General features: G+C 43.1%; 19 protein-coding genes. 11 read left to right on the top strand and 8 right to left on the bottom strand.

Annotated features, from left to right (window positions below; all coding sequences use genetic code 11):
• From BM122_RS17740 to BM122_RS22695, 9 genes are all read left to right on the top strand, one after another.
• Positions 1–992, top strand: a 992-nt coding sequence (locus tag BM122_RS17740) for a tyrosine-type recombinase/integrase (protein WP_143083510.1), incomplete at its 5' end; no start/stop codon positions are given.
• A 29-nt stretch (positions 993–1021) separates the two neighbouring features.
• Complete coding sequence (locus tag BM122_RS21845; RefSeq protein ID WP_083398578.1) at positions 1022–1981, top strand: HigA family addiction module antitoxin; 960 nt, start codon at positions 1022–1024, stop codon at positions 1979–1981.
• A gap of 128 nt (positions 1982–2109) precedes the next feature.
• Positions 2110–2319: a hypothetical protein gene (locus BM122_RS17730; protein ID WP_074906886.1), complete on the top strand. Its 210-nt coding sequence runs from the start codon at positions 2110–2112 to the stop codon at positions 2317–2319.
• Positions 2320–2623: 304 nt separating this feature from the next.
• A complete protein-coding gene (locus tag BM122_RS17725; RefSeq protein WP_074906885.1) occupies positions 2624–2899 on the top strand; it encodes a hypothetical protein in 276 nt (91 codons plus the stop codon).
• The gene (locus BM122_RS17720; RefSeq protein ID WP_074906884.1) at positions 2900–3826 is read left to right on the top strand and encodes a toprim domain-containing protein; all 927 of its coding nucleotides are present in this window, start codon (positions 2900–2902) and stop codon (positions 3824–3826) included.
• The gene (locus BM122_RS17715; RefSeq protein ID WP_074906883.1) at positions 3819–5417 is read left to right on the top strand and encodes a DNA primase family protein; all 1599 of its coding nucleotides are present in this window, start codon (positions 3819–3821) and stop codon (positions 5415–5417) included. Before BM122_RS17720 ends, BM122_RS17715 begins: the two co-directional genes overlap by 8 nt.
• Before the next feature lie 615 nt (positions 5418–6032).
• A complete protein-coding gene (locus BM122_RS17710; RefSeq protein WP_074906882.1) occupies positions 6033–6860 on the top strand; it encodes a PPC domain-containing protein in 828 nt (275 codons plus the stop codon).
• A 939-nt stretch (positions 6861–7799) separates the two neighbouring features.
• A complete protein-coding gene (gene crcB, locus BM122_RS17705) occupies positions 7800–8180 on the top strand; it encodes a fluoride efflux transporter CrcB (RefSeq protein ID WP_371264947.1) in 381 nt (126 codons plus the stop codon).
• Positions 8181–8190: 10 nt separating this feature from the next.
• Entirely contained in the window at positions 8191–8334 is a 144-nt protein-coding gene (locus tag BM122_RS22695) for a DUF190 domain-containing protein (protein ID WP_143083509.1), read from the top strand.
• A 91-nt stretch (positions 8335–8425) separates the two neighbouring features.
• On the opposite strand, the gene BM122_RS17700 is transcribed toward BM122_RS22695, so the two are convergent.
• The 3 genes from BM122_RS17700 to BM122_RS17690 form a co-directional block, all read right to left on the bottom strand.
• Complete coding sequence (locus BM122_RS17700; protein WP_074906881.1) at positions 8426–8977, bottom strand: hypothetical protein; 552 nt, start codon at positions 8975–8977, stop codon at positions 8426–8428.
• 657 nt (positions 8978–9634) lie between these two features.
• Positions 9635–10036, bottom strand: coding sequence for a hypothetical protein (locus tag BM122_RS17695; RefSeq protein ID WP_074906880.1), 402 nt, complete (start codon positions 10034–10036; stop codon positions 9635–9637).
• Positions 10037–10092: 56 nt separating this feature from the next.
• On the bottom strand, positions 10093–10386 hold the full coding sequence (locus BM122_RS17690) for a hypothetical protein (RefSeq protein ID WP_074906879.1): 294 nt from the start codon (positions 10384–10386) through the stop codon (positions 10093–10095).
• Between the two features lie 152 nt (positions 10387–10538).
• Here BM122_RS17690 and BM122_RS17685 point away from each other — a divergent pair, with 152 nt between their 5' ends.
• Positions 10539–11027: a DUF421 domain-containing protein gene (locus tag BM122_RS17685; protein WP_074906878.1), complete on the top strand. Its 489-nt coding sequence runs from the start codon at positions 10539–10541 to the stop codon at positions 11025–11027.
• A 242-nt stretch (positions 11028–11269) separates the two neighbouring features.
• Here the strand turns inward: BM122_RS17685 and BM122_RS17680 are convergent, their stop codons facing one another.
• The 5 genes from BM122_RS17680 to BM122_RS17665 form a co-directional block, all read right to left on the bottom strand.
• On the bottom strand, positions 11270–12001 hold the full coding sequence (locus BM122_RS17680; RefSeq protein WP_074906877.1) for a hypothetical protein: 732 nt from the start codon (positions 11999–12001) through the stop codon (positions 11270–11272).
• A 299-nt stretch (positions 12002–12300) separates the two neighbouring features.
• Positions 12301–12723, bottom strand: a complete 423-nt coding sequence (locus BM122_RS17675) for a KGG domain-containing protein (RefSeq protein ID WP_074906876.1) — start codon at positions 12721–12723, stop codon at positions 12301–12303.
• Positions 12724–12891: 168 nt separating this feature from the next.
• Entirely contained in the window at positions 12892–13242 is a 351-nt protein-coding gene (locus tag BM122_RS17670) for an erythromycin esterase family protein (RefSeq protein ID WP_256212181.1), read from the bottom strand.
• Positions 13243–13259: 17 nt separating this feature from the next.
• Positions 13260–13478: a hypothetical protein gene (locus BM122_RS22690; protein ID WP_143083508.1), complete on the bottom strand. Its 219-nt coding sequence runs from the start codon at positions 13476–13478 to the stop codon at positions 13260–13262.
• A gap of 119 nt (positions 13479–13597) precedes the next feature.
• On the bottom strand, positions 13598–14383 hold the full coding sequence (locus tag BM122_RS17665; protein ID WP_074906874.1) for a hypothetical protein: 786 nt from the start codon (positions 14381–14383) through the stop codon (positions 13598–13600).
• A 325-nt stretch (positions 14384–14708) separates the two neighbouring features.
• Between BM122_RS17665 and BM122_RS17660 the strand changes: the two genes are divergently transcribed.
• Positions 14709–15406: TIGR03032 family protein (locus BM122_RS17660; RefSeq protein WP_256212180.1), on the top strand; the 698-nt coding region annotated here is incomplete at its 3' end.

The raw sequence follows: 15406 nt of genomic DNA, 5'->3' as shown, positions 1-15406 counted from the left end.
AGCTCCCGTTACAGGCCGGATATACGAGTGCAAGTGTTTCAGCCATGCCAGATCAAAAAAATTTCACGCAAAACGGAGGAGTCCATATACGTCATTACCTGGATCATGTCGCGATGATGCAGCCTGGTGGACAAAAGCGTAGCCGTAGCCATAAATTGACTGTTCCAGGAGTACTTGCCTCGTTATCTACTATACGCCTCGCCGACCTGTCCAAAGCGCGGATTGAAGAATGGGCTAAAGTAGAATCCGTAAAAAGAGCCACTCAAGCCCGCCTTGCCCTGCGCTTGCTAAGAGCGTGTCTGTTCTGGTGTAACAGGCATTCCTTTTATTCGGAAATTGTAACCAGCAATGCCGCACAAAACAGGAGCATCAAAGAAACGCTTGGGAAGCCTAGAACCAGGAATGACGTATTGCAGCGTGAACAATTACCCGCTTGGTTCGAGGCTATTAGACAAATCCAAAATCCTGTTATCAGCGCTTACCTGCAGGCATTGCTGCTGACGGGTGCTCGCCGTGAGGAAATAGCCAATTTGTGCTGGGAGGACATTGACTTTACCTGGAAAAGCTTAACCATACGAGACAAGGTGGAGGGTCAGCGAACCATTCCATTAACACCCTATGTAGCGCATCTTTTGGTCAATCTGCCCCATCGGAATCAATGGGTGTTCAGCAGCCCTGCTGCAGCCAGTGGACGTCTGACAGAACCGAGCAAGCAACATGGCAAGGCGTGTTCAATAATTGGTATCGATTTGTCTCTCCATGGATTACGGCGATCATTTGCCACTTTGAGTGAGTGGGTAGAAATGCCCGAAGGTATCGCAGCCCAAATTCAAGGTTACAAACCACAGGGTGTGCGTGGAAAGCATTACATACGCCGCCCTCTCGATCTATTGAGAAGGTGGCATATCAAAATTGAAACATGGATTTTGGAAGAGGCCGGCATCGTGTTTGAACAAACTGAAAGCCAACAAAGTCTGCGCATTGTTAAATAATCTCTCTAATTGTTTCAGCAAGGAGCAGTATGACAGCACTATCCAAGCCACCTCATCCCGGCAGTATTTTGAAAAATGATGTGTTACCAGAGTTGGGTGTGAGCATTACAGAAGCAGCGGTACAGCTTGGTGTCTCACGTGTGACGTTGTCTCGTGCTATCAATGGTGAGGCGCCTATAAGCTTAGATCTAGCCCTCCGCCTCGGAGCCTGGCTGAAAAATTTAACGGCCGAATATTGGCTGCATCTGCAAACAAATTATAACTTGTGGCAAGAAAGGCAGAAGCCAAGACCAGACATTAAGCCGGCTGAGTGGAAGCAACCGAATATAAAAATGTGGCGTAAATTTTCGGCACAGGTCAATTCAGCTTCAGCCTCGCTGGTTATTGATAAAGAAGAGCGCGCGATAGCCGCATCGGTTGGATCAAAGTTAAAGGAAGCAAGGAAATTCCGGGGTCAGACTATTGCCGAGGCGTCCCAGCTTCTTGATATCCCTGCGCATGACCTAAAGTTTTACGAGGGAGGATTGGATATTGAACACTTTCCTTTGAAATTGATTAAAAAATCGGCAGCAATTTATGATGTATCAGTCGATTGGATTTTTGGGTTGGTCGAGGACGATTGGGAATCAGACCCAAAAGAAGTCCGAGATGAGCATGTCGAGTTGGATTTCATAAAGTATCTTTTGATGGAAAGACAAAGAGCAATGGAAAGACAACTTTGGCATGTGGGTAGCATGGCTGTGGCTATGACTAAACCTGTGTCCTCCATGACACAGGCTTACAAAAAGGTTCATAAAGCCTTTATGAATTTTCTTGAACTTAACCCAAAATTTGATGATATGCGAGGTGGCGCAACATTATCAAAAGAAATTAAGCAAGCTGTAAAAAACTGTGAAGCAGCTAATCGGCTATTAGAACGAGTCGAAGAATTACGCCCAATGACTTTGTATCGCAAGATGATACAGCCCGTTAAGTTTATCAATCTTTAAAATAATTAATTATCAGTTAGTTAGAGAATATATTGGCAAAATATTAACAAACTCGGAAAACGCGAAGAAAACCTCAAAAATCACACATTAAAATCTGTGTCGTTATTAATCGACAAAAGGAAATTCCGATGCAGGCATTTTATTCCCCCTACCCCCCGTTGGATCAAGTAACCAGCGATACAGTCTCCACTGATGCAGCGGCTTACTATCTTAATCGCCAGCCGCAGACTCTAAGAAAGTGGGCTGCCCTCGAGACGGGGCCAATACGGCCTATTCGAGTATATGGCCGCCTTGGCTGGTACGTCAAAGAAATAAGAAAACTCGTTAAAACTTGTTAATGGTTCTTTGTGACGTCGTTTATGCGCACACAACGTCTACGTTGCGTATTAAGACTTGAGAAAGCCATCAAAAAACCGGTGCTTGCAACGCACTAGAAACACTACAACAGCGTGCGGGCACAGGTAAGCATGGCAAAAGACTTTTTTTACAACTCCATATCCTGAATATGACTGTGCAATCATTTACATTTGCATACTCATGGATGATCACGATGCGTTGGTATAGTGCAAAAGCATCCGTGCAAATGTGTACAAATTGATATGCATACAAGTCATTGGCAATTTTCAAAAGGAATAAAGCCAAATGGCGATAAAAAATATGAATTTCATTAATAACGCAGAAATTGAAAAGCAGACATGCCTGTTACATCTAAACTTGTTTAAACCAGATGGGCTAGGCTTGTTCACTAACCCAGTCCAAATCGATGAAGAATCGACAGATGCTAAATATGAAACCAACCAGGTGAGGCAAGCGTTAGCAGCGAATTATTCTAATTCATCACCGCTGGAGCCGATGAGCGAGCTTGAAACAGTCCGTAAAAATAGAAATTCTCAGCTAATAAAACAGGAGCACCCTTAAATGAGAAATGAAAGTGTTCCCCTAACTAAAAGCATCTATCAACAGTACAACAATATTGTATCAATACGTATTGATGATGTTGTTAATCAATTCGTTAATGCAGCTAGCAAACGTGATGTGATTATTGTCCATCCAATTGCAGATGGAAAAATTCATCGATGCCATGTAGCTGGCAAATCTACAAATAATACTGATGGCGCATATATACTACATTCTGATGGTATTCCAGCAGGTGGCTTCCAGAACCATACTGACGGATTAGGCTGGCAAAACTGGCGTGTGGATATAGATCTCAAATTAACCCAGGCTGAAAAAATCAGCCTCAGAACGATGTACCAAGAATTCAAGCGTCTACGTGAGATCGAACAGCACCAGAAGCATGAAAAGATTGCAGCAAAAGCTCGCTATTTATTGGAATGTAGCAAAGCAGCAAAAAGTCAAAAAGCTCATCCTTATTTAATTAAAAAAGGCATTCAACCCCATGGTGCATGGCTGCTAGGTAAGTTGCTCGTCATACCGATTTATGATCCATCCTGTCGCCTAGTCAATCTGCAATTCATCTCACCAGTAGGTAAAAAGCGCTTCTTATCTGGCGGCAGAAAGAAAGGGTCCTTCCATATCATTGGCGAACCCAGCGGGCGCATTTTGATTTGCGAAGGTTTTGCCACTGATGCAAGTCTTTTCGAGGATTGTGGGCAGCGTGTTGTGGTTGCGTTTGATGCAGGTAACCTGCTCCCGGTCGCTAAAAATATTCGAGCGCTAGCGCCAGATACTGAAATTATCTTGTGTGGTGACAACGATTTATCGGGTGTAGGTCAGAAAGCAGCTAGAGATGCCGCGCTGGCGATCAAAGGTAAGATATTGATCCCACCCACAGCTGGTTTCGACTGGAATGATTACCTGGCGATAGGAGGCGATCATGCTTGATCTTAATAAAGCAGAATTTCCCGAACCATCACAAAATCAAGGCATAGTTATGCCAAATAAAAAGTTTACAAACAAATCTGGGAAACCCAACACTTCCAGCACTTGCAACACTCACAAGGATTTTGAAGATAACCAGCCAGCATCAAACCAACACCAACTCAACGCTAAGCCTGATATTAGCAGCGGGGCTTTGATTATAGTCATGCAAACCAGCGAAGGTGAACGTAAGAAGTTAATGATTGAATCCAAGGCTGCTCAAATAATTAAAAAATCATTACAAGGTTATTATGCTTTTGATAGTGGTTCTCAAACATGGCATCAATATATGGGCAGCCACTGGGAACCGTTACAGTCACCCCAGCTTTTTGACAAAGAATTAATTCGCCTGCTTTATTCTGGATCGGGTGAAGTGGGATTCAGACTTCCTTACAAGAATGGGATCAAATCGTTATTAGCCGATGGTATTATGTTGCCCTTGCCAGTGCCTGTTAAGGCAGGCTTGCCGTTTATCAACGGTTTGCTTAATCTGAAAAGTGGTGAATTACAGCATATAACACCCGAGAATGCTCTGTCCTGGTGTCTGCCTTATGAATATAAAAAGAATGCTGATTGCCCCAATATCAAGAGCTGGCTGAAAACAGCAGTCAATGGCGATGAGGAAATTACTCAGTTTTTGCGAGCGTGGATGGCGGCGGTACTTCACGGGCGAAATGATCTCCAAAAGTTCTTGCACTTGAAAGGCAGTGGTGGGACTGGAAAAGGGACATTCATGCGGTTGCTCACTGCGTTAGTAGGCTATATAAATACCGCCATCACTAACCTGTATCAATTGGAGCAAAACCGTTTTGAAACAGCAGCCCTTTTCAATAAGCGACTTGCCATTATTTCAGATTCAGACAAATATGGCGGGTCAATCAATACTCTAAAAGCAATCACTGGACAGGATCCTATCCGGCTCGAGCGAAAACACCAGCAACAGGCAGGAAGTTTTATTTTTCCGGGGCTGGTAGTTATAGCGAGTAATGAATCGCTGCAATTTACCGATCACACCAGCGGGCCAGATCGGCGCAGAGTTACCGTGATATTTGATCGCAGAGTTACCGATGAAGAGAGACAAGTATGGGAGAAACAGGGGGGTGAAGAAGCTGTCTTACATTCCGAACTTCCTGGATTAGTGAATTGGTTGTTGGAATTATCAGCCGACAAAATTTCCCAGATTATCCTGAATCCACCGCCGCAGATACGAAATGCTAACCTTGAAGCGATGACAGCCAGCAACCCCATAGCTGGTTGGTTGATTGAGTGTTGTATACCAGACCTTAACGCGTGGACGCAGATGGGAGACAGAAGAGAAATTAAAGAATCGGGTCGTGAAACAGGCTATAAGAACTCTGATACATGGTTATATGCGAATTATTTATTATGGTGTCAACGTAACAGCAAAATCTCGTTAAGTAATGGCAAATTTAAGGAGATTCTGATTCAAACATGCGTAACTCTAGGACATAGTGTTCTCGAAGCGAGGCATGGCAAAGGAAAGGGAATTAAAGGCCTGAGAATAAAATCAATTCACGAGCAGTATCAATGGTGACGATGATCTAGCGATTCCAAATCTGCCATCTCTCGTCACTGATAATAAATATAGCAGAGCGAATGCGGACTTCAGTTCAATTCCCGTTATCTCCACCAATACCAAAAACCAACCCTTCATCCGGTTGGTTTTTTTTCGCCTACTCTTGCGTGTTAGCGCGGATTCATGCGGATTCTTTCGGACTTCGAGGTTTCATGAAAAACGGAAAATTCGCTCACTTTTTCTCTCTTCGCGCCATTATTCTCTCCACCCCTGCCCGTCATAGAAGCGTGAAGTCCACTACCCTGTATTTTTTTAGCAATAAAAATCAATTGTTTGCGCGCGGACTAATCAAGTAGTTTATTTTCAGCATTGCTAGGCGAAGAAAACAGCCCGTATGTAGATCATAAATATCTTCAGCCAAAAGGTAGACACATAAGCTTTAGTTAGATCTTTTTTAAATTACTTATTGTTAAAGCCACCACTTATTTGGCCGTTAATTGACAATAATATATTGATCAATAATTTTAAAACTAAGGAGAGGATATCAAAAATTAAGTAGTAATTTACATATCACATACGTAGTCTCATTTATTCCATTTATTTTCGTTGCTTGGTATTTGAAAGGATGATCTGATGATAAGCCACAATATTTTTGATGTGAAGTTAGCTAGAATCACACTTATGATAATAGCTTTAATATGGCTGGGTATGTCTTCAGCTATAGCAGAACCACCTACTAACGATGATTTTGCTAGTGCCACTATAGCAACAGAACCGCTGCCATTCGTTAATACCATCAACACGAGCGAAGCGATAACAGCAGAAGACGATCCATATTGCAGTGGTCAGGGACCTACAGTTTGGTATTCGTTCACTCCAAGTGAAAACATGCGGATCCAAGCCAACAGTTTTGGAAGTGATTATGATACAACCCTTTCAGTTTATACAGGCATACGTGGCAATCTCCTCCAGATTGCTTGCAATGATGATACCGCAGGCCTGCAATCATCAGTGTCCTTTGACGCTGTTGCTGGCCAGACCTATTACTTTATGGCTGGAGCGTTTGGCAGTGGGCCGGGCGGTAATCTAGTATTTACTGTCCAGGTTGCACCGCCACCATTGACAATCGATCTCATCATTGATCCTGTCGGTTCATTCGATAGATTAGGAAGCGCCACCATCCGCGGAACTATTTCCTGCTCGTCTCCAACATTTGTTAACCTCTTTGGTGAGGTAAAACAAGAAGCTGGACGCCTCTTTGTCCGCGGCGCCTTTGGGACTTACTTAGAATGTAACGGTAATACTCCTTGGGAAGTCACAATAAATGATCAAAATGGGAAATTTGCAGGTGGACCAATTAAAGCCTCTGCCAGAGCAAACGCTTATGATCAAAATACAGGCGAATTTAGCCAAGATTCAGCAGATGCTATAGTGCAATTAAGAGGCTCAGGAAAGCCATAATTGATTAGTTGCGATAAATAATCGGGGTAGGAATCTGAAAAATACCCTTTATCAAGGGCAGACGAATCGGTGGCCAGAGTAATTTAATGCTTAACTTTACTCTGGCCCTGACTATTTTATGAATAGAGTACTTTGATTTAGTATCAATTGTCGAGAGTATCTACTACATACGCATTGCCTGAATAGATGTAATTTTGTGGTGATGGGATAAATATTATTTCTAGGTTCCGGTGATTAATAATCTAATAAGCTATACGGTCTGACAGTATGGTACTCACGGATGCACTGGCCACGATAGCTTGAGCCTCTTCAATGCCATAGAAGATTTCTGTATTGAGTAAATTATCATGCAATGTTTCACCATTTTATTAACTACGAGTTTTAACCTGTTTCACAACAGATAAATTCTGAGATGTTATAAGCGATAATTGCATTAGTCATTTTAGTAATTTTCTTAGTTATTTCTATGTATGAGGCATAATAAATATCCAGACAGGTTGGCCTTTTTTCTTTAAAACTCTCGCGTGCCTGCTCTTAAAGATTTTTGCGGACTTCTAGTTTCATGAAATTTCAGAAATTTCCTCACTTTTTCTCTCTTTGCGCCATTATTGTCTCCACCCCTACCCCTCAGGCAAGTGCGAATTCCACAACTTCTCTTTTTTTAGAGTATATAAATCAGTGGATTACGCGCGGACTAATCAAGTGGTTTATTTTGAGCATTGGTAGGCGGAGGAAACCAACTTGGTGCGGAGAGCAGAGATTAGTGAATAAGATTGGGACTTTCAAACCAATGCTCGGTTAAAATGACAAGCTTGGGGTTGGCATTCCTCGAGTAATCGCAGCGGCAGTAGCCGATGATGCCTATGCATAAACCCCAGTCTGGGCATATAAATTCTCGAGTGCCTGTCCGGTCAAGATGAACAAGAAGGACAAGATTATGTGGAACTCAATCCTCGCGATCAGTGTGGGCGCATCGCTAGGTGCATTGATTCGATGGCTCCGGGGTTATCACTCAATGAGATATTCCCGGCGATCCCTGCCGGTACTCTTGCTGCGAACCTAATTGGCAGCTACCTGATTGGGGTGGCGTTGGCATTTTTTGCTGACCACCCCACACTCGCGCCTGAATGGCGTCTCTTGGTCATCACTGGCTTTCTAGTGGGACTGACAACCTTCTCAACTTTCTCAGCAGAAGTCATCACACTCATCCAGCAACAACGATTGTTCTGGGCGACTGCTGCGATCGGTGCCCATGTGATCGGCTCATTGACCATGACACTATTCGGTCTAGCATCGGTCGCCATCCTGAAACGATTCTGAGGAGAAAAACATGCAGGGTTTTCAAGTGACGTTTTTTACCCAACAAGACCGCCGACATGGCAGTCTGCCTCTTGGTGAATGGTTGCTACAAGAGGCACGTAGACTTGGAGTAGCTGGCGCAACCTTGATCGCTGTGCTTCATGGCAAATACTGATAATTTCAAGGGGATTCCTCAAGGTCTGCCTCTGAGGAATCCCGAAGGTCTGCTCAGTAAGTCTAATGTCGGCCGTGATTTCACCTCGCTGTTAAATGCGAGGGACCCAGCTATGGTGGCTTACTTCGAGATGTCCTGCAACTGCCGGGGAATCTATGAATTGGCTAGAATGCTGCCTATCTCCGTATTGCTGGAGCACTGTCTGGAATAGCCCGTCAATGTAAAGGTGCAGCCGCCAAAAAGGCTGGAAGAAAATATTCTGGCGCGGATCCATCATGGGGGTCTGGGTGGCGCTGCCGATCAAGCCATGAGCGTTGTTGTGCCATGATTGGATGGAAGATGAGAAATTAGCCAACTCACCTAGCGTATCGATGTTACCCAGGTTAGCCGTGAACGGCTGAACACCCATCCCTTGTAGATCACTGGGGGTGAACGCACTGATCTGAGGCTGGAGTCGTGAGTTCACAATGGAATTGAAATAACGAACTACTCGATGATGAAACAATAAAAAGCCGTAAGTCGGTGGCAATTCGTCATGCCAGTCAAAGTGAATATCGCTCAATCCTTCAAGAAACCCTGTCGGATTCTCAGAGGTGTCATTTGCAAGGGCGATCAACCGGTTGCGAAATTGCGAATGCGCCATGTAATTTCTCCTTTTGGTAAGTTACCATAGTTGATACAAGGATATTAGTTTTAAGAATGAGCTTGTCTTTCTCCGGCTTTTTTAAAATATATAAGCTAGTAAGTAAATACGTGCAAACACGTAGAAGAACTAAAATATGAATTAAGGACTAACTCTGTCCCTAAGGGACAGACCACGGTTTCAACTAAGCTCTGTTAATTCTGAAAACAGTCGTGGTCTATCCCTGCCGTTAAATCATGAGCTTGCTTTTGCGATACAAGGAGATAAAGAAGGAGTACTTCGGCAAATCAGTGGCTTATCGACAGGAGCCCACAACCTTGTATTTTTTTAACCATAAAAGTCAATTTCTCACGCGCGGACTAATCAAGCGGTTTATTTTCAGCATTGGTAGGCGGAGGAAACAGCATATATTTTGTGAATGGAAAATTCATGAAATCGATTAATTGCTTTTATTTATATCGAGCTTAGTTAACGTGAGTTCGACATAACAAAGCTGTAAAAGGAACCTAAATTCCTCATGATAAAGTGATCCCAAAAACAGTTTCATCATTAGATGAAACTGATTCATTTTGCTGTTTTTCTTAACCTGAGCTCACGTTAATTAATAAAATTTCAAGGTTAGGCAAAAACTCTCTCAACTTTATTAAGCTTGGCAAGTTACACGATCATACATGGAATGATTACATCTTCATCATAAGAATAAATTGCACATAATCGATGATAGCCATCTGCGATAATAACTTTACCATTATTTGAATCCCTTACTAGAAGAAGGGGCGATAACTTCTCTCCCAACTGTATTTTTTGTATATCCCGTTTGACATGTATATTACTTATATCAAGCAGTGGCAAAGTGGATGCTCTGAAAATATCTTTAGCTTGGAATTCTGAAAGCATTGCTTTTTCTAGATTACTCACATAACTAGCAGCTATCTTCTCATCGTAAATTAAGCGTAAATAGGATAAAGCAGCATTGTAGTGATGTCCCTCTGGCTTGCTTATCCATTTAATTTCTATTTTCTTTGTTTCTATTTTCTTTGTTTCAGTTTTCTTGGACATAGCATTATTTTATATATATGAATCGCCCCAGTTTTTCTGGAGACTTTTAGCTTGAGTCAGACTGCATTAGCTGACTCCTTTAATTGGCGATAAGATGTCATTTCAAATTCAGCCAATGAGATATTTTCAATCGATCCAATAATCGGTGACTGGATTGTTGAAGCCGGCCCATTCCCAAGTGACAAATTCCACTTCATCAATATTGCGCCAAGAGCTGCGATGCCGGATGATTTCTGTCTTGTATAATACGTTAATCGTTTTGGCCAGCGTATTGTCATAAGACTTGCCACTTGTTGCAAAATAGGCAGGGTCGATTCGCTGTTTAATTCAACTGGAGTATTAATTATCATAACAATTGCTTAGCCGAGAAAATACATGAGGATAAACGATGTACTTCCCCTTGAATGATGGTGTGTCAATATAAGGGCCTTATTACTACGCCCAAAAATTATTTTATCTAGAGACTGTCAAATATTAATAAAATAATATAAGTCTCTTCAATATGGACCTTAACTGGAGCGAGATTTTTGGTATTACCGTTTCTCCATTAGAGCTTGTTGTGCGTGGCACTGCCATGTACGTTTTTCTTTTTATTATTTTCCGGGTGGTGATGAAACGGCGAGTTGGTTCAATCGGAATGGCCGATATTCTTATACTCGTGATTGTTGCAGATGCGGCTCAAAATGGGATGGCTGGTGATTATCGCTCAGTGAGTGAAGCATTTATTCTCGTCGGCACTATTATTTTCTGGAATCAGTTTACTGATTGGCTTGCTTATCGGGTGCCAGCACTTAGATCAGTTTTAGAGCCCGCTCCTCTCCTACTTATCGATAAAGGCCAGATTCTTTGGCGTAACATGCGAAAAGAATATATGTCAGAATCAGAGTTACTTTCTAAATTGCGTGAGCATGAAATCACCAATATAAAAGAGATTGAAAAGGCATATATGGAATCTGACGGACAGATTACGGTGTTAAAGAAGAAATCCTAATTTTTTTTAAATGTGGCCACTGTGCTTAAAGCAATTGAATGCCTCCACCATTCCAAATTCTCTTATTATATAAAATAGCAAACATGATATCGGCAAGATAATCTGTTGCTGGCTGGTTTAGATGTAAACCATCAGGTACAAGTTCACCCACGTGTAATCACTAATGGTGAGTAAAATTGATTGCCTCGCTTTATTGATGGTAGCCTCTGCAACAGCTTTAAAGCAATACACTTGCTATAGCTCTAGAAATCATAGATAAGGCGAGAAGTAACCAGCCATTCAGTTCTTTTTTCTTCATTGAGTTGAGAAGGACCGCCCCCAAACTGAATCACAGAATTTTTGCTGAAGGCATATTGGATCTGGGGCGTTAGCCGGTATCGGTAGCTGCGTTCGGTTATTTCGCTGTTCAGTTCGATCCCGAGCGAGAATCCCTTCGAATACATATAAAACAAACTGTTGTTTGACAAACCGATGAATTCTCCATTTTCATTGAAAGCCGTACGTCTGAAGCCCAACATATTCATCATGCTCCACTTATCCGAGAATTTATAATCGTTCAGGTAGAGCAGATCGGCTCCATACTCTTCTTCATCATTTTTTCTTCGTCCGATAGCTTGCCATCCGTGAATCATCCGTCCTTGAAACAACTCTCCCAAAGTTCCCTGTAGCGAAACCTTATACTGACTTAAATTTGTGTTTTCGACAGGTAATTCCAACTCGATCGCATGCCCGTCCATGAATGAATATTCGATTTCAGGTGACCACTTGAGTTGGTCAGCGCTGTTAGAATAATCAAGGAACATGTTGATTTCAGTCTCGCCTTTTTTTGCACCAAGCGGATCAACTAAGTCAAAAACCATCGGCTCAGGCCTACCATTCGGAAGCCCAGTTTCAGTAGCATGGGCGATTGACGCTATACTAAACCAAACGAAAAAAAACGCTTTTAATGATAGAAATCGAATATCGCCGGGCATCAATTAATGATGAGATAAGAAGTAAGGGAGGCCTCTCACGAAACGTGATCACACCACGGCTCATGCCCTTTACAAAAAACATCAATCACACACGAAATCGTTACGCTATGGTACCCATTGGAATCTAGCTCCTCTCGTAATATAATTTTTTTCAAAATTGCTTCATCATGAGGAATTCCGATGCCTTCTATAGCTTTTGTTAGGTCGAACTCACGTTAGGTAATCAATCATATCAAACCTAAGATAACGTCTCACAAAGATGACGAGCAAGTTTGTCTGCTCGCCATTATTATTGCTGGTTAGCTATTTTTATGGCTTTGCCTGCCTGCTTTAGCATGCTGCTCAGATGTACCGCCACGGGTAGAAGAAGATTCATCCTCGGAGCCACCTTTGCCACCTGACTGCCCACCTTTGCGACCTGCCTCACGCGCTTCTTCCGAGCTAAACTCATGGGCTGTACCTTTTTCATGGGCAGCATGACCTCCTTTTCTGCCTGCTTCGCGCGCCTCTTCAGAAGTGAATTCATGAGCCGTACCCTTCTCGTGAGCTGCACGACCCGCTTCGCGTGCTTCCTCTGAGGTAAACTCATGCGCAGTACCCTTCTCATGAGCTGCTTTGCCACCCTTGCTCGCAATTTCACGTTGCTTGTCTTCATCCATAGAAGCAAAACCACGCTGGCTGGTGCCCTTGTTATCCTCATCCTTCCCTTTATTCGAAGGCATAATTGCTCTCCTATCCGGTAATTTAAAAAACACCTATGATGTATTTTGGCTCTTTATCGCTGGTTTGATAAAACCAGGAACAACTTTAGCGTACGCTTCGAAGCGGGTTTTCTCTGTGCGCAAGCGTACATATGCCTGAAATTAAAGCTTGAGTACAGGGCGAGTTATTCAAAAGGAAGCAAAAAAGTACTTAAATGCCACGACGATAACGAGTAGTGCAATTTTTGATAGAAGTATTAATGACTTCTCGATTTCAAGCTTGTGCAGTTCGAGAACGAATTCTCTGGTTTTTAGAATTGTGAATAATTCCTCATAACTGCCGGGCAAGGGTTCACGCTCTGTTTTGGTTTCCAGCGATCCATCCCAGTCTGATGCTGTCGTAACAGTTCCGTGCGCCGTTGAAAAACCGATATTCAGGCACTCCTCACCATATTTTTCTTTGGTTAATAGGCCGATATTAACTTCACCACGCTGGGCCATTTCCGAGGCTGCTGCATCGCCAAGGTTCTGGAGTACCACGGTTTACACGACCGATGTTAGCTAGTGAGATTGAGAGCTCGATAGAATTCGAGTTGGGCTTGTGCAGAATAACTCCACACTATCGACCGCCCATTGGCCTCCGAGAGCACTCCAGGATGACTACCCCATCCCCGGTCAGCAAATCGCCCCGCAGCGGCCACTTGTGCCCGTAAAAAACCAACCCGCGTCTCACCCGCCCCAAAATTCCGACGGGTAGGACCGGGACGACTGGGCACCTTTCCCTCGCTAAATTGCTCCCATCTATCTACCAGTACAATGAATACCGTTTACTACAGCATCTTCCTGAGTAGATAACAGTAGCACACACGAAAAATATTGCTGAACTCTATATTTATTAACCGCATTCCCAAAGGATAACGCCATCAACGACATTATTTACTGTCTCATATTTAGCAGCATTAAGCAAAGAAATTACGCTACGATTGAGCAAAGTAGCTATCTTCTGCTCATCAGAAGAAATGAGTCGATTTTGAGTGTTACAAGCTTTATCTTGCCGGATTTGCGGATAGGTTTTAATCCGGTATCCTTGAGACGACAGTATCTCTGCAACATAAGGGAATGCCTTGCCTATGGACGAGTTCCAACCAATTTTTTTTAACGTGTGCAGGTTCCCCAATAATGCCAATATCGGTGCTTGGCTTATTTGCTTTGCCAGCCTTTCGGCCATCCATTTGTCCTGATTGACGTTTAGCCCTCCAGCATCAATGGCGATCAGTCTCAAGCAATGACCTCTCCTTTTCATTATAACTAGATCATCAACCAATGAGCGATAAGAAGTATGCTCGATCATAGGAGGTAGTTTGATATCCGATTTAATCGTTCTACCCTCTACCATCTGATCAAGAATAGTTTGTTGAATGCTGACAATTTCCAAGGCAACAGCCAAGCATTTACCTTGCTGTAGATAGCTGGATATTAATCCCTGGAAGAACTGGATAGATTCAGGTAGTTGTTGGCTTTCACCGATGATCGTAATACTCTGGGGCTCCATGCCTTCCACGATTTTTTTATACGTCTCGGATGAATGAACTTGAAATGGAAAACACAGAACAACCATGAAGAAAAAGAAAGAAAATATTTTTCCTTCCAAGCCTTTAAATGAAGAGTAATCTAATTTCATGCTTCACCCCCTCACTTTCGTTGTCATACACTAGAAATGATCATAGCTTTCCACATGTGAAAAAACTGTTGTGGAGTGGGACGTTTCGACTAAAAGTTATTTAGCCGGCACGGTTAAGCTGATCTGAAAGTAAAAGTAAAATAAAGAACTATGTCATCTAGAGTAATGGTGAGGCACTTGTTTTGCTGGAATTTAACTTATAAATTAAAAAAACACCTCAGGATTCTTATAGGGTACACGACCGGCAGCCTCACTTAGTAAGGTAGAAGCTAAAGTGTAGGCAAGTTGGCGACATGAGTGGGAACGTCCACCGTGAGTACGCCGGATGGGGGGAGTCATATCCGCCCCTCGCGACCAACTATGGTTACAATCTCCTGTACCAGCTTTGTGTATAGATAAAATTTGCGCATGGCTGGTTAAACAAAGCATTGAAGAGAATCTTGAAGCTACTGATGATTGCTCAGGATTTTTAATGGATACTAACGAAACTATCGCGGTACCGGCGCTTGAAATCACCGCCTCTCGCCAGATGTTGTCCTGGTTGGCCGAGCAACAGCTTGCCATCGCGTTGACAACTTACCAGATTGGCAAGCTGTACTTTATTGGCCTTAAACCCGATAACGGGCTATCGGTATTCGAGCGCAGCTTTAACCGCTGCATGGGGTTGTGTTCGACGCCGAATGGCTTATACATGAGCAGTCTGTATCAGGTTTGGCGTTTTGAGAATGTATTCGAGCTTGGTCAGCAACAGGACGGCTATGATCGGCTGTTTGTGCCGCAAATGGGGTACACCACTGGGGATTTGGATATTCACGATATGGCGGTGGATAGCGAGGGTCGCCTGGTATTCGTCAATACTTTGTTCAGTTGTTTGGCAACATTAAGTGAAATGCACAGTTTCAAGCCGTTATGGCACCCTTCTTTTATTAGCAAGCTGGCGGCAGAAGACCGTTGCCACCTGAACGGTTTGGCGATGAAGGACGGCCAGCCGGCTTATGTTACCGCGGTGAGTCAGTCCGATGT

It is taken from the genome of Nitrosomonas communis, from assembly GCF_900114745.1.
GTDB classification, from domain to species: domain Bacteria; phylum Pseudomonadota; class Gammaproteobacteria; order Burkholderiales; family Nitrosomonadaceae; genus Nitrosomonas; species Nitrosomonas communis_A.
Note: the sequence above shows the minus strand (reverse complement) of the source record. Positions and strands in the feature narration are given on the sequence as shown.

Coding starts and splice junctions, on each gene's coding strand:
- BM122_RS17730 (WP_074906886.1), top strand. CDS start 2,110: ATGCAGGCATTTTATTCCCCCTACCCCCCGTTGGATCAAGTAACCAGC.
- BM122_RS17720 (WP_074906884.1), top strand. CDS start 2,900: ATGAGAAATGAAAGTGTTCCCCTAACTAAAAGCATCTATCAACAGTAC.
- BM122_RS17700 (WP_074906881.1), bottom strand. CDS start 8,977: ATGGCGCATTCGCAATTTCGCAACCGGTTGATCGCCCTTGCAAATGAC.
- BM122_RS22695 (WP_143083509.1), top strand. CDS start 8,191: ATGCAGGGTTTTCAAGTGACGTTTTTTACCCAACAAGACCGCCGACAT.
- BM122_RS17675 (WP_074906876.1), bottom strand. CDS start 12,723: ATGCCTTCGAATAAAGGGAAGGATGAGGATAACAAGGGCACCAGCCAG.
- BM122_RS17695 (WP_074906880.1), bottom strand. CDS start 10,036: ATGTCCAAGAAAACTGAAACAAAGAAAATAGAAACAAAGAAAATAGAA.
- BM122_RS17685 (WP_074906878.1), top strand. CDS start 10,539: ATGGACCTTAACTGGAGCGAGATTTTTGGTATTACCGTTTCTCCATTA.
- BM122_RS21845 (WP_083398578.1), top strand. CDS start 1,022: ATGACAGCACTATCCAAGCCACCTCATCCCGGCAGTATTTTGAAAAAT.
- BM122_RS17710 (WP_074906882.1), top strand. CDS start 6,033: ATGATAAGCCACAATATTTTTGATGTGAAGTTAGCTAGAATCACACTT.
- BM122_RS17665 (WP_074906874.1), bottom strand. CDS start 14,383: ATGAAATTAGATTACTCTTCATTTAAAGGCTTGGAAGGAAAAATATTT.
- BM122_RS17725 (WP_074906885.1), top strand. CDS start 2,624: ATGGCGATAAAAAATATGAATTTCATTAATAACGCAGAAATTGAAAAG.
- BM122_RS17680 (WP_074906877.1), bottom strand. CDS start 12,001: ATGCCCGGCGATATTCGATTTCTATCATTAAAAGCGTTTTTTTTCGTT.
- BM122_RS17715 (WP_074906883.1), top strand. CDS start 3,819: ATGCTTGATCTTAATAAAGCAGAATTTCCCGAACCATCACAAAATCAA.
- BM122_RS17690 (WP_074906879.1), bottom strand. CDS start 10,386: ATGATAATTAATACTCCAGTTGAATTAAACAGCGAATCGACCCTGCCT.